Here is a 24,448-nt window from a genome sequence, read left to right as displayed (position 1 = left end):
CGATACTCAGTTGCCCTTCTCGCAGCGGCCGGTCGTCTGCGCGCCGGGCAGGGTAACTTTCTGCGGTGTGCCGTCCGGACCGTCGATGATGGCGACCGCGCCGCAGATGTAGAGGTTCAGGAACGATCCGTAGGACCCGATGCGGATAAGCCGCCGGTAGGTCTCGGGCAGGCGGTCCAGCACCCACTGGATGGTGTCGGAGCCCGCGTCGAGTTGTCCTGCGGCGCGGTCGGTCTGCTCGATGGCGGACTTCAGGTCGGGGCGGGTCTGGGCCAGCAGCCCGGCCAGGCCGTCGGTGGCGCCCGCGATGCGGGGCAGCGCGTCGCCGAGCGGATCGCGATCGGCGGACAACCCGCTGATGAGCCGCTGCAACTCGGTGAGGGTGGTGTTGAACTCCTTGTCCCTGTCATCGATGGTCGCCAGCACGGTGCGCAGATTCTCGATGACGCTGCCGATCAACCCATCCCGCTCGGCCAGCGTCTTGGTGAACGAGCCGCTGCTGTTGAGCAGCGAGACCAGCGTGCCGCCCTCGCCCTGGAAGATCTTCAGCAGCGCGTCGGTCAGATCGTTGACCTGTTTGGGTTGCAGACCGCGCAGCAGTGGTTTGAAGCCGCCGAGCAGCATGTCCAGATCCAGCGCGGGCTGGGTCTGCTCCTTGGGGATGGTGCCGCCGGAGGGCAGCGCGGTGGGCGCGCCGGGACCGTCGAGCAGTTCGAGATACCGGTCGCCGACGAGGTTCTCGTAGCGGATGACGGCCCTGGTGCTGCGGTAGATCCGGTATTCGCGATCCACATCGAAGTCGACATGGGCCAACCTGTCCGAGCCGACGTAGACCCGGTTCACCGAACCGATGGGCACTCCGGCGATGCGGACCTTCGATCCGGGCAGCATGCCCGAGGAATTGGTGAACACGGCGTGGTAGCCGTTCTCCCTGGCGAAGCGGATCTGGCTGAACACCACCACCAATCCGGTGAAGATCAGCGTCATCACCAGGGTGAAGGCGGCCAGTTTGAGGGTGGTGGCGAGATTCTTCACGGCTGCCCCACCCCCGGCAGACCGCCGAAGATCACCTGGAACACCTTGGGGCCGTTGACCTGCAACGTCGTCGACGGCGTCCAGACGTGACCCGCGGAGGTGTCGGTGACCAGGAAGTCCGACAACTGCCCCGGCTGGTGGTCGGACAGGTTCTCGCAGTGCGGGCCGCCGGTGGCATTGACCTTCGGCAGGTCCTTCGGATACTCGTAGGGCTGCGCGCCATAGGTGAAGCTCGCGTACATCCCGACCCCCTCCTGCTTGCCGCCGAAGACCTCGTCGGCCCGCGGCAGCGCCTCGCCCATCGCCACGATCATGCAGTGCAGGCCCGGCGCGTACTCGCGCAGCAGCGCCGTGGTGGGACGCAGCAGATCCAGTGCGGCGCCCAGCGGCTGCTCGCTCTCGCGCAGCACGGAGCCGACGGTATCGGTGACGCCGGTGAGGTTGGCCAGCAGCAGATCGAGGCCGCGTTGCTGCGTGGTCAGGGTCGCTCCGGTAACGGCCAGGTTGTCGGTGGTGCGCAGCAGGTCGGGCGCGGTGTCGGCGTAGAGGTTGGTGGTGGTCCGCGCGGCCTTCAGGTCCCGAACCAGCGCATCCAGTTTCGGATTGAGTTCGCGCAGGTAGTCCTCGCCGGTGGTGAGCAAGGTGCCGAGTTTCTCGCCGCGCCCCTCGACGGCGGTGCCGACGGCCTCGAGGATGGCGTTGAGTTTGTCGGGCTGTGCCTTGGTGAGCACGTCGTTCAATCGCTCGAACAGCGTATTGAATTCGATGGTCACCTGTTGGGCGCGCACCGTCGCGCCCGGCGCCAGCGCGGTGGTCGAAGGATGTTCCGGCACCGTGAAATTCACGTACTTCGCGCCGAAGACGGTGCTGGAGCGGATATCCACGGTCGCGTTGGCGGGGACCAGTTTCAGTTGATCGGGATCGAGCGCCAGTTTCAGGCGCGCGCCCGCCGCGGTGTGCTCGATGGCGGTGACCCGGCCGATCTCGACACCGCGGATCCGCACCTTCGCGGCCGGATCGAGGACCAGACCGCTGCGGGGGGTGTCGACGGTGACGGTGGCGGTGGGGGTGAATCCGCCGGCGAACATGGTCAGCGCCACCGCCACGACGGCGGCGATCGCGAGCACCAGCGCGCCGCCCGCCAGTTTCAGCCCGAATCCGTTGAGGTCCTTCGATTCCGCCATTGCCCGCTATCCCGAGAGGTGGAAATTGCCGGAGGTGCCGTAGACGGCCAGCGAGATGAGCAGCGTCACCATGACCACCGCGACCAGTGAGGTGCGCACGGCGTTACCGACCGCGATGCCGACGCCGACCGGGCCACCCGAGGCGTTGTAGCCGTAGTAGGTGTGGATGAGCATCACCGCCAGCGCCATGAAGATGGCCTGGGCGAAGGACCACAGGATGTCGGTGGGGATGAGGAAGGTGGCGAAGTAGTGGTCGTAGACGCCCGCCGACTGGTTGTAGATGTCGACGGTGGCGAAGCGGCTGGCCAGGAAGGAGGCGATCACCGCGAGCGCGTACAGCGGGACGATGGCGATCATCCCCGCCAGCACCCTGGTGCCGACCAGGAACGGAACCGGGCGGATGGCCATGGATTCCAGCGCGTCGATCTCCTCGGCCACCCGCATCGCGCCCAGTTGCGCGGTGGAACCCGCGCCGATGGTGGCGGCCAATCCGATGCCGGAGATCACCGGGGCGGCAATGCGCACATTGATGAATGCCGCGAAGAATCCGGTGAGCGATTCGACGCCGATATTGCCGAGCGAACTGTATCCCTGAACCGCGATGGTGCCGCCCGCGAACAGCGTCAGGAATCCGACAATTACGACAGTGCCGCCGATGACCGCCAAAGCGCCTGTCCCCATGCTGATTTCGGCGATCAGCCGGATCGTCTCGGTACGGTAATGCCGCAGCGCCCTCGGAACGGATCCGAGCGCCTGCGCATAGAACACGGCCTGTTTACCGACCGAATCGAGCGAGTCCGACATTCGACGCACTCGTCGCACGGTACGCGGGAAGCGGGATTCGATCACGAAGGCCATCGGTTCACCGCGCCGTGAACTTGATACCGACGGCGGTGACCACCACATTCACCACGAACAACGCCATGAAGGCGAACACCACGGTCTGATTCACCGCATCGCCGACGCTCTTGGGTCCGCCTTTGACATTCAATCCGAGATAGCAGGCGACCATCCCGGCGATGAGTCCGAATAGTCCGGCCTTGACCTCGGAGATGACCAACTCCGGCAGATGGGTCAGCAACGTGATGCCATTGACGAACGCACCGGGATTGACATCTTGCAGAAATACCGAGAACAGGAAGCCGCCGACAATGCCGATGGTGCACACCAGGCTATTGAGCAGCAGTGCGACGAACATCGATGCCAATACCCGAGGCACCACCAGGCGCTGCACCGGATCGATGCCGAGCACCTTCATGGCGTCGATTTCCTCGCGAATCGTGCGCGCCCCCAGGTCCGCGCAGATGGCGGTGGCGCCAGCGCCCGCCACGATGAGCACGGTGACAATGGGGCCGACCTGGGTGACCGCGCCGAAGGCCGCGCCCGCGCCGGACAGGTCGGCCGCGCCGATCTCGCGCAGCAGGATATTCAGGGTGAAGCTCACCAGCACCGTGAACGGGATCGCGACCAGCAGTGTCGGCAGGATGGAAACCCGTGCGATGAACCAGGATTGGTCGATGAACTCGCGCCATTGAAATGGGCGGCGCACCATACCGCGCGCCACGTCGGCGGTGAGTTCGAAGAATCCGCCGACTGCTCGCAACGGCACGGCCAGGACCTCGTTCATTGCCGGGATCCTCCTTGCTCACATCGCATGTACCGCACACGGCATACCACGAGCCCGTGGCAGCGCCGCCGCAGCAATTAGAACACGTTCACCTGAGCATCGGTAGCTTTTGGCCGCAATTGAGCTGCTATTTTTCTCTTCAGCGAGGGAAATGGGTGAAACACGTACCAGAGAAATGTGACTGCGCCTTTGTGGGGCGATACACACCATGACCCCCATATCTACCAAGAGCCGGACGCGTGATCAACACTCGCGGCGCTCGGATGTGCCGGACGCGCGGAAATTCGCCGTCGGCTGCGAAATGCGGTGCCCTCAGCCGAGTTCCAACAGCGCGGCCGCCGAAAAGGTGCGACCCGCCGGGCGGCTGCCGAAATATTCGCCGAGCGTGGCCGCGAGATCAGCGGGAGCCCACTGCCCCTCGGCGGCGTCGAAACGCTGTTCGACCACCGGAGCCGCCATCAGCGCCACCATGCCGCCGTAGACGACGAACAGCTGTCCGCTGATCGCCTCGGCCGCCGGAGCGGCGAGGTAGGCGACCAGCCGCGCCACATGTTCGGGCGCGAGCGGATCGACCCCGTCGGTCGGCGGCGCGCTGAACACCTCGGCGGTCATGGCGGTGCGGGCGCGCGGCGCGATGGCATTGGCGCGCACACCGTATCGGGACAGTGCACGCGCGGCGGACAGCGTCAACGCGGTGATACCCGCCTTGGCCGCGCCGTAGTTGGCCTGCCCCTCCGGCCCCAGCAGACCGGCCTCGGAAGAGGTGTTGATCAAGCGGCCGTAGACGGGACCGCCCGCCGCCTTGGACTTGCCGCGCCAGTACGCGGCGGCATTGCGCGAGAGCAGGAAGTGCCCGCGCAGATGGACCGCGACCACCGCGTCGAAGTCCGCATCGGACATGTTGAACAGCATGCGATCCCTGGTGATGCCCGCGTTGTTCACCACGATGTCGACTCGGCCGAAGGATTCCTCGGCCACCCGCAGCAGCGCGTCGGCGGTGCTCCGCTCGGCAATGCTGCCCGCGACGAATTCCGCCTTCGCACCCAGGGATCGAATGGCGGCCATGGTCTCGGCGACCGCGTCGGACTCCGACAGGTCGTTGAGCACCACCGTCGCGCCCGCCTCGGCCAGTGCGAGCGCCTCGGCCCGCCCCAACCCGGCGCCGCCGCCGGTCACGATCGCCACCCGGCCCGCAAGACTCAACTCTACATCTCCCACCGAGCCGACTTTAGAACGTGTTGCAGTTCACGGCAAGGTGCATTTCAGCTCAGTCGCAGCGCGGCCTTCGGACATTGCGCCACCGCGTCCTCGACCGCGGCGAGCCGCTCGGCCGCGACATCGGCGACGAGGATGTGCAGGCGATCCTCTTCATCGAGTTCAAAGACGTCGGGGGCGATTCCGACGCAGATTCCATTCGCTTCGCACTGGTCGGTATCGACGCTGACCCTCATGGACACTCCTTCACGACTCCCTGCTTGGCAGGCTAACAGGATCGACATGTCGCGCGCGGCGGCATTGCCGGTATTCGGGGGCAATACTGGAACATGTTTCAGTTGATATGCAATGATCGAGCCGACCCGAATCGACCAAATGAGGTACCGCCATGCGCATCGCGTACACGCCGCAGCAGGAGGAGCTACGCGCGCGACTGCGCGAATACTTCGCCACGCTGATCACCCCCGAGCGACGCGCCGCCCTCAGCGCGCAGACCGGCGAGTACGGGCACGGCGATGTCTACCGCGAAGTGGTCCGACAGATGGGCCGCGACGGCTGGCTGGCCCTGGGCTGGCCCAAGGAATACGGCGGGCAGGACCGCCCCACCATGGATCAGCTCATCTTCACCGACGAGGCGGCCATCGCGGGCGCGCCGGTGCCCTTCCTGACCATCAACTCCGTCGCGCCGACGATCATGCACTACGGCAGCGAGGCGCAGAAGAAGTTCTTCCTGCCCAAGATCGCGGCGGGCGAACTGCACTTCTCCATCGGCTATTCCGAACCCGGTGCCGGCACCGATCTGGCGAGCCTGCGCACCTCGGCGGTGCGCGACGGCGACGACTACGTGATCAACGGGCAGAAGATGTGGACCAGCCTCATCGCCTACGCCGACTACGTCTGGCTGGCGGTGCGCACCGATCCGACCGCCAAGAAGCACAAGGGCATCAGCATGCTCATCGTGCCCACCGACGCCGCGGGCTTCTCCTGGACTCCGGTGCACACCATGGCCGGACCGGACACCAGCGCCACCTACTACCAGGATGTGCGGGTGCCCGCGACCGCGCTGGTCGGCCGGGAGAACGGCGGCTGGGCGCTGATCACCAACCAGCTCAACCACGAGCGGGTCGCGCTGACCTCCGCCGCGCCACTGGTGCTGGCCCTGCGCCAGACCGTCGAATGGGCGCGCGAGACCACAGCGAGCGACGGCGCGCGGGTCATCGACCAGGAATGGGTGCGGCTCAACCTCGCCCGCGTGCACGCCAAGGTGGAATACCTCAAACTGCTCAACTGGGAGATCGCCAGCCGGGCCGACGCGGGCGGGGACGCGGCGCCGCGGCCGTGGGACGCCTCGACCTGCAAGGTGTACGGCACCGAACTGGCGACCGAGGCGTACCGGCTGCTGATGGAAGTGCTCGGCCCGCAAGGGTATCTGCGCCAGGATTCCCCCGGCTCGGTGCTGCGCGGCCGACTCGAGCGCATGCATCGCGCCGCGCTCATCCTCACCTTCGGCGGCGGCACCAATGAGGTCCAGCGCGACATCATCGCCATGACCGCGCTGAAGCAGCAGGCCTCGGCTCGCTGACCCTCCGAAAGCAGGTATACCACAATGGATTTCGCATCGACCGAGGCCCAGCTCGATCTCACCCGGCTCACCGCGGAGGTCTGCGGCAAACTCGTCACCGCCGACCGGTTGCGCGAACTCGACGCCGCCGAACCGCGCTTCGACGAAACCCTCTGGCACGCACTGGCCGAGACCGGAGTCCTGGCCGCCGCCCTCCCGGAGACGGTGGGCGGCGGCGATTTCGGCGTCCTGGAGCAGACCGCCGTACTGCGCGAACTCGGACGGCATGTCGCTGCGGTGCCGTACCTGTGGTCCATCGCGGTCGCCGCCGACGCGCTGGCGGCCTACGGCACCGCGGCGCAGCAGGATTGGGCCGCGCGCGCCGGTTCGGGCGAGGTCGTGCTTTCGGTCGCCCTGGCCGAGGAGCACAACTGGGAGCCCACGCATCCGAGCGCCACCGCCGCGAAAACCGCCGACGGCTGGCAGCTGACCGGCGTCAAGACCGCCGTGCCCTATGCCGCGCAGGCGGCTCGAATCCTGGTTCCCGCCACGCTTTCCGGTGTCGCGGCGGTATTCCTGGTCGATCCCGCCGCCGCGCGGGTGACCGCGCAGCAGGTCACCGACCGCTCCGCCGAATACCTCGTCGAATTGTCCGACACCCCTGCCGAATTGGTGGGCACGGTCGAATCGGGCGGCGCGATTCTGGATCGGATCCTGCTGCGCGCCTGGCTCGGGCTGAGCGCCCAGCAGTTGGGCACGCTGGAGCGGGGACTGGAGCTGGTCGCCGAATATGCCAGGGAGCGCGAACAGTTCGGCCGCAAGGTGGGCAGTTTCCAGGCGGTAGCCCAGCGTCTGGCCGATGGCTATATCGATGTGCAGGGCTTGCGGCTGGCCGTCACCCAAGCGGCCTGGCAACTGTCCGAGGATTTGCCCGCCGCCGCGGCCGTGCACACCGCCAAGTTCTGGGCGGCCGAGGCGGGCCATCGGGTCGCGCACACGGTCGTGCACGTACACGGTGGCGTCGGTATCGACCGCGACCATATCGCGCACAACTACTTCACCGCCGCCAAGCACCACGAGTTCGCCCTCGGCCCCACCCCGGACCACCTGCGCGCCCTCGGCGCACTGCTGGCGAAGCCTGCCTGACCCGCACTGCCGGCCGAGCCCGCCTGACCGACAACACGATTCGGCCCGCCGATCCGCTCGATCGGCGGGCCGTTCGTTCGGTCTAGCTTCCGCTCGCGTCCAGATGCTCGTCCGCGGCACGGGCCTCGGTCTGCGCCTTGGCCCAGCGGTAGTCGGGTTTGCCCGCGGGCGAGCGCCGAATCTCGTCTACGAACCACACGCTGCGCGGCATCTTGTAGGAGGCGATCTCCTTGGCCAGCACGGGCCGCAAATCGGCCAGGGCGGGCCTGTTCGCGCCGCGGCACTGCACGACCGCGCAGACCCGCTGTCCCCAGCGCTCGTCGGCCACGCCGACCACCAGGGCGTCGAAGATCTCCGGATGGGTCTTGAGCGCGCCCTCGACCTCCTCCGGGAAGATCTTCTCCCCGCCGCTGTTGATGCTCACCGAACCGCGCCCGAGCATGGTGACGGTGCCGTCGGCCTCCACCGTGGCGTAGTCGCCCGGAATCGCGTACCGCACACCGTTGATCACCTTGAAGGTGGCCGCCGACTTCTCCTCGTCCTTGTAGTAGCCGAGCGGAATATGCTTGCCGCGCGCCAGGATTCCCACCACTCCGGATCCGGGCCGCACCTCGTTGCCGTCCTCGTCGAGCACCTTGGTCGCGGCGTCGATCTTCACCCTGGGGCCGCCGGTGTGCGTGGCGCCCTTGGTGACCACCGACAATCCGCCGAACCCGGTCTCCGAGGAGCCGATGGCGTCGGTGATCATGGTGGTCGGCAGCCGCTCGAGGAACTGGTCCTTGAGGGTCGGGGAGAACAGCGCCGCACTGCTCGACATCGCCCACAGCATCGAATGCCGGTACGGCGCACCGGTTTCCGGATCACCCTCGATCAGCGCGTCCATCATGGGCCTGGCCATGGCGTCGCCGGTGATGAAGATGAGGTTGACCGTGTGTCGGTCGATGGCCTGCCAGACGCCGTGGCCGGAGAACTCGGGCAGCATCACGGCCTTGCCACCGCCGAAGAGGCTGTGGAAGGTGGCCCACTGCGAGCCGCCGTGGATCATGGGCGGGATCGGGAAGCGCACCATCTGCGGATTGGCAGCGCCCACCTTCGCCAATTCCCATTCGTCCTCGACATATTCGCCGGTGACGAAGTTGACGCCCGCGCCGAGCACCCGCCAGACATCCTCCTGCCGCCACATGACGCCCTTGGGCATGCCCGTGGTGCCGCCGGTGTAGACCATGTACAGGTCGTCGGGGGAACGGTCGCCGAAATCTCGCGCGCCGGACGAACCGGCCAGCGCCGCTTCGTATTCCACCGAATCGGCCGCGGTGGCGACGGTTCCGGTCGTATCGTCGTCGACGACGATCACCGTGCGCAGCAAAGGGGTCTTCGGCCGGACGGCGCTCACCTTGTCGGTGTAGCGGCGCTCGTGGATCAGCGCGACCATATCCGAATTGTCGAAGATGTATTGCAACTCGTTCTCGACGTATCGGTAGTTCACGTTGACCATCACGGCCCTGGCCTTGAACACCGCGACCATCGCCTCGACGGCCTCGAGGGTGTTACGGGAGTGGACGCCGACCTTGTCGCCCGGCGAAACCCCCTGTTCCAGCAGGTAATTCGCGAGTCGATTGGCCCGGCCCTCCAGCTGCGCGTAGGTCACCGCACGGCGGTCGTCGACCAGCGCGACGCGATCGGGCATGAGGTCGATTGCGTGTTCGACAAGATCCGCTATGTTGTAGCTCACAACCCTAAAAATAGAACGTGTTACTGTTCCTGACAAGGTTCGAAAACGAGGAGACCCCGCCATGCCAGACTGCCTCGTCGACAAGCGCGACCACATCCTGATCGTCACCATGAATCGCCCGCAGGCCCGCAATGCCCTGTCCGGGGAGATGATGGCGATCATGCGCGACGCCTGGGACCGGGTCGACGCCGATCCCGATATCCGCGTCGCCATCCTGACCGGCGCGGGCGGCGCGTTCTGCGCGGGCGCGGACCTCAAGGCCATGACAAGCCAGCATCCGGGCGACTCGTTCTCCGGTGGCGGCTGGGATCTCTCGCGCATCGACGCCCTCCTCAAGGGCCGCAGGCTCACCAAACCGCTCATCGCGGCCGTGGAAGGTCCGGCCATCGCCGGCGGCACCGAGATCCTCCAGGGCACCGATATCCGCGTGGCGGGCGAGAGCGCGAAATTCGGTGTGTCCGAACCGCGCTGGGGCCTGTTCCCGCTCGGCGGGTCGGCGGTGCGCCTGGTCCGGCAGATCCCCTACACCGTCGCGGCGGACCTGCTGCTCACCGGTCGACACATCACCGCGGCCGAGGCCAAGCAGATCGGGCTGATCGGCCACGTGGTGCCGGACGGCACCGCGCTGGAGCGGGCGCTCGAACTGGCCGGCCAGATCGCCGCCAATGGGCCGCTCGCCGTACAGGCCGTCCTGCGCACCATCCGCGAGACCGAATGCCTCCCAGAGAACGACGCCTTCCACATCGATGCCGAACTCGGTGTCGCGGTCTTCAAATCCAACGATGCCAAAGAGGGGCCGCGCGCCTTCGCCGAGAAGCGCGCACCGCGCTTCACCGGCAGCTGAGATCTACCCGCGGGCCATCCAGAACGGCTCCCACTGATGTCCGTCGGGATCGCGAAAACTCCGCCCGTACATGCCGACCTCCGCCTCCTGCGCGCGCTTGTCCGGATCGCACTCCTCGTGCCCGCCCGCGGCCAGTGCCGCCGCGACCAGTTCGTCCACCGCGCAGGCACTCGACAGCGAAAGGGCGTAGAACGCGGCGACATTGGTGATCGTGTCGGCGAGCGGGCGCTTGCTGAACGTCGGGAAGAACGCCCTGCTCAACAGCATCAGGCAGATATTGTCCTCGACCACGATGCAGGCGGCGTTCTCGTCGGTGAACGCGACGTCGACCCGCCAGCCGAGCGCGCGATAGAACCGCACCGAGCGCGCGAGATCGCGCACCGGGAGGTTGATGAAGATCATCTTGCTGCTCATGGCGCTCGGGTCCTTCCTGGATCTTCGCTGACGCAATGCCGACGGCGCGACCCGGCCGAATTCATCGGACGCTCGGCGAATACCTGTTGTTGATCTTGAAAACCGCAGGTGGGACCGGGATTCCCGGCGTGGTTGTCGGTGCCGTGTGGCAGGGTGGGCGCCATGAACGACTTCGCGCTGACCGCCTTCGAGGGTCACCGGCGAGAGCTGTGCGCCTACGCGTATCGCATGCTCGGCTCCTCCTTCGAGGCCGAGGACGCGGTCCAAGAGACGTTCACCCGCGCCTGGAAGGCCTACGACTCGTTCGAGGGCCGGGCCAGCCTGCGCTCCTGGCTCTACCGCATCACCACCAATGTCTGCCTCGACATGCTCGACGGCCCGCAGCGCCGAGCCAGACCGATGGACCTGTCCGGCCCGTCGCGCCCGGACGCACCGCTGCCCGCGCCGCAGCCGGAATACGTGTGGATCGAGCCGATCCCGAACGCACTGGCCTTCGGGGCGGATCCGGCCGAGGCCGCAGGCGCGCGCGATACGCTGCGCCTGGCCTTCGTCGCCGCCTGTCAGCATCTGCCCGCCACCCAGCGGGCCATCCTCATCATGCGCGAGGTGCTGCGCTTCTCGGCCAATGAGACGGCCGCCGCGCTCACCATGTCGCCCGCCTCGGTCAACAGCGCGCTGCAGCGGGCCAGGGCCACCATGGCCAAGGTGCACCCCGCCGCCACCGACGACTACGACGAGTCCAATGCCGAGCAGCGCAAACTGGTCGACGAGTACGTCAAGGCGTTCGAGTCCTACGATATGACCGCGCTCACCGCGTTGTTGAAAGCCGATGTGGCGCTGTCCATGCCGCCCCTCGAGCTGTGGATCTCCGGTCCGGAGCATGTTGCCGCCTTCATGCTCGGCGCCGGGGGCGCCTGCCGCGGCTCCCGTCTGGTGCGGCTCGCGGGCGCCAATGGCGCGCCCGCCTTCGGGCACTACAAGCCGGCGGGCGAGCCCGGCCTGTGGACCCCGTGGTCGATCACGGTGCTCGAGTTCGATGGCCCCGCCATCGCCGGACTCAACTTCTTCCTCGACACCGAGCGCCTTTTCCCGCTGTTCGACCTGCCCGCCGAGCTGCGCGAAACCGTGTAAGCCGCACCGTCGTCGCGGCGAATGCCGGGTCTCGGACCGCGCATTGCCCGGTTCCCGACATTCGCGGCGACGACGGGGTTCACACCGTCGGGTCCCACGACAAGATCACACAGCGGGGTACTGCTCGCGCAGCTTGCGCTTGTAGAGCTTCCCGTTGGGATCGCGCGGCAGTTCGGGCTGGTAGTCGATGCTGCGCGGCAGCTTGTATTTCGCCAATTGCGTTGCGGCGTAGGCGAGCAGTTCGGCAGTCAGGGCGGCATCGCCCGGCACGCCGTCGGCGGGTTGGACTACAGCCTTGACCTCCTGCCCCCAATCCTGGTGCGGGAGACCGAATACCGCGACATCGGCCACCTTCGGATGGGTGACGAGCACATTCTCGATCTCGGCCGGGTAGATATTGACCCCGCCGGAGAGGATGAGGTCCGAGCGCCGGTCGTGCAGGAAGAGGTAGCCCTCGGCGTCCAGATGGCCGATATCGCCGACCGTGAACAGTTCCCCGACGCGCGCCTGCTCGGTCTTCGCGCGGTCGCGGTGGTATTCGAAACTCGAAGCGCCCATGCGCATGTAGACCAGTCCGACCTCACCGGGCGGCAGTTCGCGACCATCGGTCTCGTCGAGCACCTTCACCACCGACCACGGCCAGGCCCGCCCCACCGAACCGGGTTTGCGCAGCCAATCCGCGCCGCTGATGACGGTGCCGCCGCCCTCGGTGGCCGCGTAGTACTCGGTGACGGTCGGCCCCCACCAGTCGAGCATGCGACGCTTGGTCTGCTGCGGGCACGGCGCCGCGCCGTGCACCATGCTGCGCAGCGAGGACATATCGTATTTGCCGCGCACCTCCTCGGGCAGCGCCAGCAGCCGGTGGAACTGGGTGGGCACCATGTGACTGTGGGTGACCCGATGGGTTTCGATGAGCCGCAGCATATCTTCCGCGTCCCAGCGATCCATCAGAACGAGCTTGTGCCCCAACTGAATCGAGATGGTCGCGAAGTTCAGCACGGCGGTGTGATAGAGCGGCGAACCACAGATGTGCACATTGTCGTCGAAGGGTGCGAGCCCGAACAGTCCGAAGAATCCGGTGGACTGCGCGGCGACGGCATCCGGATCGGAGCCGGTCAGCGGGCGGCGCACGCCCTTGGGGCGACCGGTGGTGCCGGAGGTGTAAAGCATCGGCGCGCCGGTGCTGCGCTCGCCGGGGCGGCCGGTGTCGGCCGCGCCCAACCAGGCCACCGTTTTGAAGCCCGCGATCTCGCCGACCGAGAATCGCGCGGTGGCAGGCAGTTCCGCGGCGTCGGCGGCGGCGCGCGCGACCGCGCCGAACCGCTCGCTCGCCAGGAAGGCCTTCGCCTCGCTGTCGCGCAGGATGTAGCCGACCTCGGGTCCGGTCAGGTGCCAGTTGACCGCGACGATGTACAGCCCCGACTGATGGGCCGCGAAATAGGCGGCGACCATTTCCACGCTGTTGTGCAGCATGGTGACCAGCACATCGCCGGTGGTGAGTCCGAGTCCGCGCAGTCCGTTGGCGTAGCGGTTGGCCAGTGTGGCCAATTCGCGGTAGGTCACCTCCCGGCCCGAGGGATCGACCATGGCGATCAGATCCGGTTGGGCCGCGGCGATATTCCACAGCCCGAGATTTTGTCCTGACTCCTGCGTCGTCACCCCTTGAATTTAGAACGTGTTCTATTGTTCGACAAGGGGTGCGAGACGGCGCAATTGCTCGATATCGGATACCGTCACCAGCAGCATGGTCACCCCTGCCGCCTCCCAGACCCGCAACTGTTCGCGGACCTGCGCCTCGTCGCCGATGATCGCGGTGTCATGGATCAACTCGTCGGGCACCGCCGCCGCAGCCTCGGCCTTGCGGCCCGCGCGGAACAGCGCGCCGATCTCGTCCACCTCGCGCTCATAACCCATCCGCCGATAAACCTGGGCGTGGAAATTCAGCTCGGGCGCGCCCATCCCACCGATATAGAGCGCCATGACCCAGCGCATCTTCGCCAACTCGGCCGCCGGGTCGTCGGTAATCACCACCTGGGCGCTCGCGGCGATCTCGAAATCGGCCCGTGTGCGCCGTGCCCCCGGCCTGGCGAACCCCTCGTCGAGCCATTCCCGATACATCCCCGCCAGCCTCGGCGCGAAATAGATGGCCAGCCAACCGTCGGCGATCTCAGCGGTCAGCGCCACATTCTTGGGACCTTCCGCACCGAGCCAGATCGGCAGATCCGCACGTAGCGGGTGCACGATCGGTTTGAGGGGTTTACCCAGCCCCAGCGCGCCCGGCCCGGTGTAGGGCAGCGGATAGTGCGGTCCCGCATTGGTGACCGGCGCCTCACGGGCCAGGACGCGGCGCACGATCTCGACGTACTCCCTGGTGCGCCGCAACGGTTTCGCGAATGGCTGCCCGTACCAGCCCTCCACCACCTGCGGACCCGAGACACCGAGTCCGAGGATGGCCCGTCCGCCGCTCAAATGGTCGAGGGTGAGCGCGTGCATGGCGGTCGCGGTCGGGGTGCGGGCCGACAACTGCACCACCGAGGTGCCCAGGCGCACCCGCTCGGTCCGTGAACCCCACCAGGCCAGCGGACCGAAGGCGTCCGAACCCCAGGATTCGGCGGCGAAGACCGCGTCGAATCCGGCGGCCTCCGCGGCCCTCACCAGCTCGCCCGCGTTCGCGGGCGGCTGCGCCATCCAATACCCGAGTTGCAATCCGAACTTCACACCGGACTCCTTTTCCCGCATCGCTTGCCAGCAGAATAAGAACCTGTTCTACTCGAAATCGTGACTCCAGGAAATACCGCCGCGGTCGCGGATCCGGAGGTGCTCAGCGCGCCACTACGGATCCGGTTCGATTACACCCGCTCGGTCGGCCCGACCATCGGCGCATTCCTCACCGCGCTGCGCGAACGCCGCGTCATCGGGGTGCGCGGCTCGGACGGACGGATCCTGGTGCCGCCCGCCGAATACGATCCGGTGACCGCCGCACCGCTCACCGAATTCGTCGAGGTCGCCGCCGCCGGAGTCGTCACCTCCTGGACCTGGGTCCACGAACCGCTGCCGGGGCAGCCGTTCGACCGACCTTTCGCCTGGGCGCTGATCACCCTGGACGGGGCCGACACCGCGCTGCTGCACGCCGTCGACGTTACCGCGCCGGAGCGCATCCACACCGGCATGCGGGTCCTCGCGCGCTGGGCCGCCGAAACCACCGGAAGTATCGGCGATATCGCGTCCTTCGAGCCGGAAACCACCGAGACGACGGTGAATTCGGCGGCACCGCTCGAGAAACCCACGGGCACAGCCGAATCGGTCACCATGATCACCGCACCGGTCGAACTGTCCTATGAGCACACCGCCTCGCCCCAGGAGTCGGTCTACCTGCGCGGCCTGGCCGAGGGCAAACTCATCGGCGCGCGCACCGACGCGGACGGCAAGGTGTACTTCCCACCGCGCGGGGCTAATCCGACCGACGGCCGCCCGACCGAGGACTACCTGGAACTGCCCGATCACGGCACCGTCACCACCTACTGCATCGTCAATGTGCCCTTCCTCGGCCAGCGCATCAAACCGCCCTACGTCGCCGCCTACATCCTGCTCGACGGCGCGGATATCCCGGTGCTGCATCTCGTACTCGGCTGCGCGGCAAGCGAAGTGCGCATGGGCATGCGGGTGCGCGCGGTATGGAGACCGCGCGAGCAGTGGGGCTACGGACTCGACAATGTCGACCACTTCGAGCCGACCGGCGAACCCGACGCCGAATACGAGACCTACCGACACCACCTCTGAGAGGGCGCGTCACCTTGACCGAGAACACCACCGAGATCGCGGTAGTCGGCTTCGCCAACGCGCCGCACGTGCCGCGAACCTCGGGCACCACCAATGGCGTGGAAATGCTGGCGCCCTGTTTCCGAACACTCTACGAGCGGCTCGGGATCACCAAGGCCGATATCGACTTCTGGTGCTCGGGCTCCTCCGATTACCTGGCGGGCCGGGCGTTTTCGTTCATCTCCGCCATCGATGCCATCGGCGCGGTGCCGCCGATCAATGAATCGCACGTCGAGATGGACGCCGCCTGGGCACTGTACGAGGCGTGGGTGAAACTGCGGTCTGGTCAGGCGCGCACCGCGCTGGTCTACGGGTTCGGCAAATCCTCGGCAGGCACGCTGCGGCGCATCCTCACCCTGCAACTCGATCCCTATCTCGTCGCGCCGCTGTGGCCGGACGCCGTCTCCGTCGCCGGACTCCAGGCGCGGGCCGGATTGGACGCGGGGCGCTGGACCGAACGCGATATGGCCCTGGTCGCGGCGGGCGCCGATGGCGATCTCGAAACCCTGCTCGCCGCACCGTATATCGCCGATCCGCTGCGCGCCCACGATATCGCGCCGATCACCGACGGCGCGGCGGCCGTGGTGCTGGCAGCCGGCGACCGGGCGCGGGAGTTGTGCGAACGGCCCGCCTGGATCACGGGTATCGCGCACCGGGTCGACTCCCCCGCCCTCGGCGCGCGCGATCTCACCGTCTCCCCTTCGACCTCGGCCGCCGCCGCGACGGCGACCGGTGGCGACAGCGCCTTCGACCTCGCCGAACTGCACGCCCCCTTCAGCCATCAGCAGTTGATCCTCGCCGAGGCCATCGGGCTGACGGCGCGGACGAAGGTCAACCCGTCCGGTGGCGCGCTGGCGGGCAATCCGATGTTCGCGGCGGGTCTGGAACGTATCGGTTTCGCGGCCGAGGCGATTATCGCGGGTTCGGCCGGGCGCGTGCTGGCCCACGCGACCAGCGGTCCGGCGCTGCAACAGAATCTTGTGACCGTTTTGGAGGCGCAACCGTGACTGTTCCGGCGGCGGTGCTCGGCACCGGACAAACTCATCACGTGACAAAACGAACCGATGTGTCAATGGCGGGCATGTGTCGCGAGGCCATCGACCGCGCACTCGCCGATGCGGGCCTGACCATCGCCGAGATCGACGCCGTCGTGGTCGGCAAGGCCCCCGACCTGTTCGAGGGCGTCATGATGCCCGAACTGTATCTCGCCGACGCGCTGGGCGCGACCGGAAAACCGCTGCTCCGCGTGCATACCGCGGGTTCGGTCGGCGGGTCGACCGGCATTGTCGCGGCCAACCTGGTGCAGGCGGGCGTCCACCGCAGGGTGCTCGCGGTGGCCTGGGAGAAGCAGTCGGAATCCAATGCCATGTGGGCACTGTCGATTCCGGTGCCGTTCACCATGCCGGTCGGCGCGGGCGCGGGCGGCTATTTCGCCCCGCATGTGCGCTCCTATATTCGCCGCTCCGGCGCGCCGAACCATATCGGGGCGATGGTCGCGGTGAAGGATCGCCGCAATGGCGCGCGCAATCCGCTGGCCCACCTCAAACAGCCCGATATCACCCTGGAATCGGTGCTGGCCTCCCAAATGCTGTGGGACCCTATCCGTTTCGATGAGACCTGCCCCTCCTCCGACGGCGCGTGCGCCGTGGTCATCGGGGATGAGCAGGCCGCGCGGGCGGTCGAGACGACGGATCGGCGGGTGGCCTGGGTGCACGGCACCGCCATGCGCACCGAGCCGACCACCTTCGCCGGGCGCGACCAGGTCAACCCGCAGGCGGGCCGGGACGCGGCCGCCGCACTCTGGCGCACCGCGGGCATCACCGACCCGCTCGCCGAGATCGATGCGGCCGAGATCTATGTCCCCTTCTCCTGGTTCGAGCCGATGTGGCTGGAGAATCTGGGTTTCGTGCCGGAGGGGCAGGGCTGGCAGCTCACCGATAAGGGCGAGACCGAGATCGGCGGGAAGCTGCCGGTGAATCCGTCCGGCGGCGTGCTGTCCTCCAATCCCATCGGGGCATCGGGCCTGATCCGCTTCGCCGAGGCCGCCAAACAGGTGATGGGTCGCGCCGGCGCGTATCAGGTGGACGGCGCGCGCAAGGCACTGGGTCACGCCTACGGCGGCGGCTCGCAATATTTCTCGATGTGGGTAGTCGGATCGGAGCCACGATGAAATTCACGCTCGGTATTGCGCTCAGCCCGCTCGACCAACTGCCCGAACTGGCGAGAACCGCCGAGGAGTGCGGATTTTCCTCGATCGCGCTGCCGGATTCGCTGTTCTATATGCAATCGGCGGCGGCGAAATATCCCTATACCGCCGACGGCGGCCGCTTCTGGGGTCCGGACACCCCGTGGGTGGATCCGCTCATCGGCGCGACCGCCATGGCGGCGGTGACCGAGCGCATCCGCTTCTACTCCAATGTGCTCAAGCTGGGTTCGCGCAATCCGCTGCTGCTGGCCAGGCAGGTCGGCTCGGTGGCCAATATGACCGGCAACCGATTCGGCTTCGGCGTCGGAATCGGCTGGGCGCCAGAGGAATTCGAATGGTGCGGGGTGCCCTTCGCGCGGCGCGGGGCCAGGGTGGACGAGATGATCGAGGTCATCCGGCTGGTGCTGGCGGGCGGCATGGTGGAATACCACGGCGAATTCTTCGATTTCGCCCCGCTGCAAATCAGCCCGGCCCCCACTGAAACTGTGCCGTTCTATATAGGAGGTCACACCGACGCGGCACTGCGGCGGGCCGCGCGCGTCGGCGACGGTTGGACTTCGGCCATGATGACCTACGCAGATCTGTGCGCGACCATCGATAAACTCGCCGCCCTGCGCGCCGAATTCGGGCGCGCCGATGCCCCGTTCGAAATCCAGGCGGTCTGCATCGATCGCTTCGGTCGCGACGGCTATGCCGAACTCGCCGCGGCGGGTGTCACCGACGCCATCGTGGTGCCGTGGCTGTTCGACGGCATCGGATTCGATGGCGAACTGGCGGCCAAACAGGATTCGCTGCGCCGGTTCGCGGCGGCAAATATCGCTCCCGCCTCCTGACTATCCCGACGAAAGTCCCGCGCATCGGTATGAGGCGCGGGACTTTTCGGTTCGTCAGCGTGCCGTCGAACCGTAGTCGACCTGGAACTCCTTGATCCCATTGAGCCAGCCCGAGCGCAGCCGCTTGGGCGGGGCGACCCGGCTGATATCGGGCAGGTGATCGGCGATGGCATTGAAGATGAGGTCGATTTCGAGCCGGGCCAGATTCGCGCCGATACAGAAGTGCGCGCCCGTGCCGCCGAAGGACAGGTGCTGATTGTCCGGGCGCGTGATGTCGAACTGCTGCGGTCGGTCGAAGACCGCTTCGTCGAAATTCGCCGAGCGATACAGCAGGACCACCCGCTCGCCCTTCTTGATTCGCACACCGGAGAGTTCGGTGTCCACCAGCGCCGTGCGCTGGAATGAGGTGACGGGGGTGGCCCACCGGATGATCTCGTCGGCCGCGGTCTTGGGTCGCTCGCGTTTGAACAATTCCCACTGCTCGCGATGGTCGAGGAAGGCGAGCATGCCGTGGGTGATGGCATTGCGCGTGGTCTCATTGCCCGCGACCGCGAGCATGATGACGAAGAAGCCGAACTCGGCCTCGGTGAGCTTGTCGCCGTCGATATCGGCCTCGATGAGCGTGGTGACGATATCGTCGGCCGGGTTGGCGCGGCGCTCGGCCGCCATTTGGTAGGCGTAGCCGAGGATTTCGACCGAGGCCGCGACCGGATCGGCGGTATTGTCCGGATCGTCGTAGCCGGTCATCTGATTGGACCAGGTGAAGACCTTCATCCGGTCTTCCTGCGGTACGCCGATCAATTCGGCGATCGCCTGCAGCGGTAGTTCGCACGCGACCTGGGTGACGAAATCGCCCGCGCCCGATTCGGCGGCGACCCGCACGATCGACTGTGCCCGCGCCGAAAGCGAGGCGCGCAGCGCGTTGATGGCGCGCGGGGTGAATCCGCGCGAGATGACCTTGCGCAGTTGGGTGTGCTCGGGCGCATCCTTGTTCACGATGACGTGGCGTTGCAGTTCGATCTGCTCGCGGGTGATCTCGTCATTGAATCGCGGGATGGCGGTGTTCTCGAAGTTGGAGAAGATATCGCTGCGGCGCGAGACCTCTTTGATGTCGGCATGTCTGCTGAGCACCCAGAAGCCTTCGTCGTGGAATCCGCTGACCTCGGGCGACTGCGGATTCCACCAGATCGGTGCGCTGCGGCGCAATTCGGCGAACTCGGCGTCCGGAACCCGCTCGGCGTAGATCGCCGGATCGGTCACATCGAACCCGGCTGGGAGCTGCGGTCCTGGATTGCGCGTGTCTACCACCAGATGTCTCCTTCGACAAACTGACACACGTGTCAAACTGAAACACGTTCTACAATTATTGAAGCACAGGTGCTAGAAATAGGTAAGAAACTGGCATGTTTCGGCCAGCGAGTACCTGAAGAACTCGTTTCATTTCTATCCCGTGAGGAGAGGTTGCAGATGGGTACACCCGTCATCGTCGAGGCCGCGCGCACCCCGATCGGCAAGCGCGGCGGTTGGCTGTCCGGACTGCACGCGACCGAACTGCTCGGCGCGGCCCAGCGCGGACTCCTCGACCGCGCGCACCTGGACCCGGCCCTGGTCGAACAGGTCATCGGCGGCTGCGTCACCCAGGCGGGCGAGCAGTCCAACAACGTGACCAGGGTGGCGTGGCTGCATGCCGGACTGCCCTGGCAGGTCGGCGCGAGCACGGTCGACGCCCAATGCGGTTCGGCCCAGCAGGCCAATCACCTCATCGCCGGACTCATCGCCGCCGACGCCATCGAGATCGGTATGGCCTGCGGCGCCGAGGCCATGAGCCGGGTGCCCCTCGGGGCCAATGTCGGCGACAAGGCCGGTCCACGCCGACCGGCCTCATGGAATATCGACCTGCCCAATCAATTCGAGGCCGCCGAGCGAATCGCGAAGCGGCGCGGGCTCGGTCGCGCCGATGTCGACGCCTTCGGCGCGCGTTCACAGGAGTTGGCCGCACTCGCCTGGACCGAAGGGCGATTCGATCGCGAGGTTCTCACCGTCACCGCGCCGGTCGTCGATAAAGCGGGCATTCCCACCGGAGAAAAATTGGAGGTGTCGCGGGATCAGGGTCTGCGCGCCACCACCGTCGCGGGTTTGGCGAATTTGAAGCCGGTACTCGACGGCGGGATCCACACCGCCGGAAGTTCCTCACAGATTTCCGACGGTGCCGCCGCAGTGCTGCTGATGGACGAAAAGGCCGCGCGCCGAACGGGTTTGCGACCTCGGGCGCGCATTGTCGCGCAATGCCTGGTCGGCGCGGAACCGGAGTTCCACCTCGACGGCCCGGTACAGGCGACCACCCGACTGCTCGAGCGCTCCGGGATGAATATCGGCGACATCGACCTATTCGAGATCAACGAGGCTTTCGCCGCGGTCCCACTTTCGTGGGCCGCTGTCCACAATCCGGACATGGACCGCGTTAATGTCAACGGTGGCGCAATCGCCATCGGACATCCGGTGGGCTGCACCGGATCCCGACTCATCACCACCGCATTGCACGAACTGGAGCGAACCGACCGCAGCATCGCGATGGTTCTCATGTGCGCAGGCGGCGCACTGGCGACAGGAACGATCATCGAACGGCTCTAGACTTGTCGCACCAATTCCGCTAGCAAGGTTGAACATTCATCCCAGAGCGCAGAAAACGTGTCGTACGCCACACAATCACAGGTCGGATGCACTCGATGAGATGTCAGCTATCTTTCCGCTATCATTGATCGACCGGACAAGACCCTCGCGACGGGCCAGAACCGCTGCGTACCGCCTTTTCGCGAGAGACGTTGGGGTGACCCGCAAACGCTAACGTCACGGTGCCTTCCCCGGAGCGACACCTAGAAGCTTCAAGGAAATCCGGAAACAGGCGTAGGTTTTCAGTTACTGAGCCGCTAATATCAATGATACGTATCCGAGATAACGACTGTTAGTACAGCGAAGGGAATTGGGCGGCTCACAATGGCTGATTTCGCGGCGCGGCTGAACAAGCTGTTCGAAACCGTGCATCCCCCGGGGCGCAAGCCGCACACCAACGCGGAGGTTGCGGCCGCGCTGACCGCCTCCGGGCATCCGATCTCCAAACCGTATCTGTCTCAGTTGCGGTCGGGACAGCGGACCAACCCGTCCGACGAGACGGTGGCCGCCCTGGCGAAGTTCTTCAAGGTCAAGCCGGACTACTTCTTCAACGACATCTATGCCGCCAAGATCGATCACGATCTGGAACTGCTGTCCCAGCTGCAGGGCTACGGACTGCGGCGGTTGTCGAGTCGAGCGTTCGACCTGTCCGAAGAATCCCAGAACCTGCTCACCTCCATGGCGGAGAAGCTGCGGGCCAGTGAAGGCCTGCCGGAAATTCCGCCGGACGGTACGGAATAGGTTCACCCGCGACGCAGTGCGGTGCGACCGCGAGGTCGCGCTGTACCGCGTGGTGCGGTAAGGGGGTCGGGGCGGCGACGCTCCGACCGCGCCGAGGGATGCCCGTGGGATAAACCGAGCGAACCCCGGAAATTCAGGGGGTCGCCCGGTACGGCAGTGCACGCCGACCGGAATGTCGATGCGTCAGGCGCAATCGACAATCATTCCGATCGGCATGATTCGAACAGTTCGGATTGGAAACAGGCGAACCGTATTCCGGTACATGCAGGAACGGGATACGGTTCGACCCAAGGGTCGGCGGCGCGCCGAAAGACGGTACCGGCGGGCCGGATTCCTCACTTGGGGACCGGCGCGTCGGCCGTACTTGTCTGCGCGCTCGTCTGCGCGTCGAAGGCCAGGGCGATCGCCTGCACCCAACCGCGCGGACTGATGCCCTCCGGCGGGGCGATCCAGCGCGCGTCGACCACCACATCACCGAGTGGATTGCGCGCCCACCGGGCCACCGCCTGCGCACGGGCCGCGACCGCGCGCGGCGGCGTACCCGCCGCCGCGATCACCACACCACCGCCGGATTGCAGATACAGCGCGTCCATGATGTGGGCGACCCGATCCGAGGCACGCAACTGACTCGAGGTGCCGGTCTCATCGTGCGCGACCACCTCGGGAAAGCGCCCTACCAGCGTGCCGTGCAGAACACTGATCCGACGCAGCAGGATTCGCGCCCGCACCCATAGCTCCACCACGATCCACACCGCGCCGAAGGCAATGAGCAGCGCGGCGATCTCATAGGCGGGCCAAGCCCAGAACGGCTCACCGTGGCGCGGTCGCGGCGCGCGCACCATCGCCTGCCGCACCTGCAATGCCGCCAACACTCCCACCAGCGCGGTCCCCGAGGTGTAGATGGCGATACCGCGACCCAGCGCTGTCCAGTCCAGATTGCGCAGACCGGTCACCACGATGAACGCACAGCCGAACAGCACCATGACCCAGCCGAAAGTCGTTGACCAGCCCAGGGTTACCGCCACCGCGAGCAGACCCGCCGTGTAGATGACCAGCGCGATGCGCCCCAGATTCAGCCGGGAGACGACCGGCCAGGCCGCGGCCGCGACGACCGAGGTGGCGGCGGCGAAAACGATCCACGCCGAAACCACCACGCCGTAGGACAGATAGGCATTGTGCACACCGCGCGGCAGCAGATTGTCGACGGCGACGGCGATCTCGGGCACCGCGACGGTACAGGCCACCGCGACGGCGGCGACCGCGACCACGATCGCCGTCCGCGCGGTGGTGGCGGGTTTGACCAGCACCCGACCCACCCGCGCACCCGCGGCCATCCACACCAGCAGGGCGGTCAACCAGAATGTCATCCGAGGGCCTCATCGAATCGAAGGACCGAGACGCCTGCGCCCCGGCTATTGAATACGCGCAGTCGGGTCATCAGCATGGCCGCGAAGGTCTCGGCCTCCCATTCGGCCAACTCGTCCGCGCCGTCGGCGACGATCTGCTCATGGGCGCGCTGACTGAGCATGTAGGCGATCAGATCGTCACTGGCCTCGAGGGTGACCTCCGGCGCGGGCGCGCCCTCGTGATCGAAGACGATATGCCCGAGCTCGTGGGCCAGGGTGTGATCGCGGCTCGGCAGCGCCTCGGCCAGCACGATCACATCCCGATCCGGATAGAACCGGCGCTGCCCGCAGACGCCGGGACCCAGTCGGGCACTGGCGATCTCGATCTCGCGGCGACGTTCGACGGCGATGGCGGCGACCACCGCGTCGAGGGTGGTGGCGTCGAAATCGGCGGCCACGGCGCATACCGCGTCCACGGCGGCGGCCACCCGGCGATAGGACCGGGAACCGCTCTGGGTTCTGCTCTCGCTGCGCTCACTCATGGTGCGACCCCTCACGCCCTCGGTCCGAAGAATTCGGCGCGGGCCGCGTCGATGCGGGCCTGCGCGGCCGACGCGCCCTGGAAACTCACCGCGCCGGAACCGATTCCGGCCAGTGCCAAGGCGATCAGCCCGCCGATCACCGACAGCAGTTGCGGTGTGGGCAGTGTGTCATCGGCCGAGGTGGGGCGGATATCCGGATTCGTCTTGGCCGGCGCGGCGACAGCGGGGGCAGGCGCGGCGGGGGCCGGCGCGGGGGCCGGCGCCGGGGCGGGCGGCGGCGGGGCGGGTGTTGCATCACAAGCCGGTTTGATGAAGGATAACAAACTGCCGCGCGCGGGAAGAGCTTTGCTTGCCGATTCTTCCGCAACTGTGGCCGGAGCGATCCTTGGTACATCGACAACG

The 24,448-nt window shown here is 66.8% G+C and carries 23 protein-coding genes and 1 pseudogene; 10 read left to right on the top strand and 14 right to left on the bottom strand.

The genetic code is table 11. From position 1 onward, the window contains the following. Positions 1-6: 6 nt before the first annotated feature. From D5S18_RS03865 to D5S18_RS03840, 6 genes are all read right to left on the bottom strand, one after another. On the bottom strand, positions 7-1,035 hold the full coding sequence (locus tag D5S18_RS03865) for an MCE family protein (RefSeq protein ID WP_120038080.1): 1,029 nt from the start codon (positions 1,033-1,035) through the stop codon (positions 7-9). Then, on the bottom strand, positions 1,032-2,219 hold the full coding sequence (locus D5S18_RS03860; protein ID WP_120038078.1) for an MCE family protein: 1,188 nt from the start codon (positions 2,217-2,219) through the stop codon (positions 1,032-1,034). The genes D5S18_RS03865 and D5S18_RS03860 overlap by 4 nt, the downstream gene beginning before the upstream one ends. A gap of 6 nt (positions 2,220-2,225) precedes the next feature. Next, the gene (locus D5S18_RS03855) at positions 2,226-3,077 is read right to left on the bottom strand and encodes an MlaE family ABC transporter permease (protein WP_120038076.1); all 852 of its coding nucleotides are present in this window, start codon (positions 3,075-3,077) and stop codon (positions 2,226-2,228) included. Positions 3,078-3,081: 4 nt separating this feature from the next. Further along, positions 3,082-3,846, bottom strand: coding sequence for an MlaE family ABC transporter permease (locus D5S18_RS03850; RefSeq protein WP_120038074.1), 765 nt, complete (start codon positions 3,844-3,846; stop codon positions 3,082-3,084). 312 nt (positions 3,847-4,158) lie between these two features. Beyond that, positions 4,159-5,064 carry a 3-oxoacyl-ACP reductase gene (locus D5S18_RS03845; RefSeq protein WP_120038072.1) on the bottom strand — a complete coding sequence of 302 codons (906 nt, stop codon included), beginning with the start codon at positions 5,062-5,064 and terminating at the stop codon, positions 4,159-4,161. Positions 5,065-5,108: 44 nt separating this feature from the next. After that, positions 5,109-5,297 carry a ferredoxin gene (locus tag D5S18_RS03840; RefSeq protein ID WP_120038398.1) on the bottom strand — a complete coding sequence of 63 codons (189 nt, stop codon included), beginning with the start codon at positions 5,295-5,297 and terminating at the stop codon, positions 5,109-5,111. 152 nt (positions 5,298-5,449) lie between these two features. On the opposite strand from D5S18_RS03840, the gene D5S18_RS03835 reads away from it, so the two are divergent. Together D5S18_RS03835 and D5S18_RS03830 are read left to right on the top strand one after the other, a co-directional pair. Then, a complete protein-coding gene (locus tag D5S18_RS03835; RefSeq protein ID WP_120038069.1) occupies positions 5,450-6,643 on the top strand; it encodes an acyl-CoA dehydrogenase family protein in 1,194 nt (397 codons plus the stop codon). Between the two features lie 24 nt (positions 6,644-6,667). Beyond that, positions 6,668-7,768 (top strand): acyl-CoA dehydrogenase family protein, encoded by a 1,101-nt coding sequence (locus D5S18_RS03830; RefSeq protein ID WP_120038067.1) that lies wholly within the window; start codon positions 6,668-6,670, stop codon positions 7,766-7,768. A gap of 82 nt (positions 7,769-7,850) precedes the next feature. Here D5S18_RS03830 and D5S18_RS03825 read toward each other — a convergent pair whose 3' ends face one another. Continuing rightward, on the bottom strand, positions 7,851-9,500 hold the full coding sequence (locus D5S18_RS03825; RefSeq protein ID WP_120038065.1) for an acyl-CoA synthetase: 1,650 nt from the start codon (positions 9,498-9,500) through the stop codon (positions 7,851-7,853). A gap of 61 nt (positions 9,501-9,561) precedes the next feature. Here D5S18_RS03825 and D5S18_RS03820 point away from each other — a divergent pair, with 61 nt between their 5' ends. Further along, positions 9,562-10,344: a crotonase/enoyl-CoA hydratase family protein gene (locus D5S18_RS03820; RefSeq protein ID WP_120038064.1), complete on the top strand. Its 783-nt coding sequence runs from the start codon at positions 9,562-9,564 to the stop codon at positions 10,342-10,344. A gap of 3 nt (positions 10,345-10,347) precedes the next feature. Here the strand turns inward: D5S18_RS03820 and D5S18_RS03815 are convergent, their stop codons facing one another. Next, on the bottom strand, positions 10,348-10,758 hold the full coding sequence (locus D5S18_RS03815) for a VOC family protein (protein ID WP_120038062.1): 411 nt from the start codon (positions 10,756-10,758) through the stop codon (positions 10,348-10,350). Positions 10,759-10,920: 162 nt separating this feature from the next. On the opposite strand from D5S18_RS03815, the gene D5S18_RS03810 reads away from it, so the two are divergent. Beyond that, positions 10,921-11,889 carry a sigma-70 family RNA polymerase sigma factor gene (locus D5S18_RS03810; protein ID WP_120038060.1) on the top strand — a complete coding sequence of 323 codons (969 nt, stop codon included), beginning with the start codon at positions 10,921-10,923 and terminating at the stop codon, positions 11,887-11,889. A 105-nt stretch (positions 11,890-11,994) separates the two neighbouring features. Here the strand turns inward: D5S18_RS03810 and D5S18_RS03805 are convergent, their stop codons facing one another. Together D5S18_RS03805 and D5S18_RS03800 are read right to left on the bottom strand one after the other, a co-directional pair. Beyond that, entirely contained in the window at positions 11,995-13,548 is a 1,554-nt protein-coding gene (locus D5S18_RS03805; protein WP_120038058.1) for an acyl-CoA synthetase, read from the bottom strand. A gap of 21 nt (positions 13,549-13,569) precedes the next feature. Further along, on the bottom strand, positions 13,570-14,607 hold the full coding sequence (locus tag D5S18_RS03800; protein WP_120038396.1) for an LLM class F420-dependent oxidoreductase: 1,038 nt from the start codon (positions 14,605-14,607) through the stop codon (positions 13,570-13,572). A 60-nt stretch (positions 14,608-14,667) separates the two neighbouring features. Here D5S18_RS03800 and D5S18_RS03795 point away from each other — a divergent pair, with 60 nt between their 5' ends. Genes D5S18_RS03795 through D5S18_RS03780 form a run of 4 tightly spaced genes read left to right on the top strand, consistent with a single transcriptional unit; the run spans position 14,668 to position 18,747 of the window. Next, entirely contained in the window at positions 14,668-15,669 is a 1,002-nt protein-coding gene (locus D5S18_RS03795) for a Zn-ribbon domain-containing OB-fold protein (RefSeq protein WP_120038056.1), read from the top strand. 14 nt (positions 15,670-15,683) lie between these two features. Continuing rightward, complete coding sequence (locus D5S18_RS03790) at positions 15,684-16,715, top strand: thiolase family protein (protein ID WP_239003519.1); 1,032 nt, start codon at positions 15,684-15,686, stop codon at positions 16,713-16,715. Continuing rightward, a complete protein-coding gene (locus tag D5S18_RS03785; protein ID WP_120038053.1) occupies positions 16,712-17,878 on the top strand; it encodes a thiolase family protein in 1,167 nt (388 codons plus the stop codon). Before D5S18_RS03790 ends, D5S18_RS03785 begins: the two co-directional genes overlap by 4 nt. Then, complete coding sequence (locus D5S18_RS03780; RefSeq protein WP_120038051.1) at positions 17,875-18,747, top strand: TIGR03619 family F420-dependent LLM class oxidoreductase; 873 nt, start codon at positions 17,875-17,877, stop codon at positions 18,745-18,747. Before D5S18_RS03785 ends, D5S18_RS03780 begins: the two co-directional genes overlap by 4 nt. A 54-nt stretch (positions 18,748-18,801) precedes the next feature. Here the strand turns inward: D5S18_RS03780 and D5S18_RS03775 are convergent, their stop codons facing one another. Further along, positions 18,802-20,055, bottom strand: coding sequence for a cytochrome P450 (locus D5S18_RS03775; RefSeq protein WP_120038049.1), 1,254 nt, complete (start codon positions 20,053-20,055; stop codon positions 18,802-18,804). A 159-nt stretch (positions 20,056-20,214) separates the two neighbouring features. On the opposite strand from D5S18_RS03775, the gene D5S18_RS03770 reads away from it, so the two are divergent. Next, positions 20,215-21,378, top strand: coding sequence for a steroid 3-ketoacyl-CoA thiolase (locus tag D5S18_RS03770; protein WP_120038047.1), 1,164 nt, complete (start codon positions 20,215-20,217; stop codon positions 21,376-21,378). 363 nt (positions 21,379-21,741) lie between these two features. Further along, positions 21,742-22,158: a helix-turn-helix domain-containing protein gene (locus D5S18_RS03765; RefSeq protein ID WP_011207048.1), complete on the top strand. Its 417-nt coding sequence runs from the start codon at positions 21,742-21,744 to the stop codon at positions 22,156-22,158. A 335-nt stretch (positions 22,159-22,493) separates the two neighbouring features. Here D5S18_RS03765 and D5S18_RS03760 read toward each other — a convergent pair whose 3' ends face one another. The 3 genes and pseudogenes from D5S18_RS03760 to D5S18_RS03750 all read right to left on the bottom strand — a co-directional run. Next, positions 22,494-23,525, bottom strand: coding sequence for a hypothetical protein (locus D5S18_RS03760; protein WP_120038045.1), 1,032 nt, complete (start codon positions 23,523-23,525; stop codon positions 22,494-22,496). Continuing rightward, entirely contained in the window at positions 23,522-24,046 is a 525-nt protein-coding gene (locus tag D5S18_RS03755) for an ImmA/IrrE family metallo-endopeptidase (RefSeq protein WP_120038043.1), read from the bottom strand. The genes D5S18_RS03760 and D5S18_RS03755 overlap by 4 nt, the downstream gene beginning before the upstream one ends. Before the next feature lie 11 nt (positions 24,047-24,057). Continuing rightward, a pseudogene (locus D5S18_RS03750) lies at positions 24,058-24,448 on the bottom strand (hypothetical protein); the annotation flags it as partial.

Origin of the sequence: Nocardia panacis (assembly GCF_003598715.1) — a bacterium.
GTDB lineage: Bacteria > Actinomycetota > Actinomycetes > Mycobacteriales > Mycobacteriaceae > Nocardia > Nocardia panacis.
Note: the sequence above shows the minus strand (reverse complement) of the source record. Positions and strands in the feature narration are given on the sequence as shown.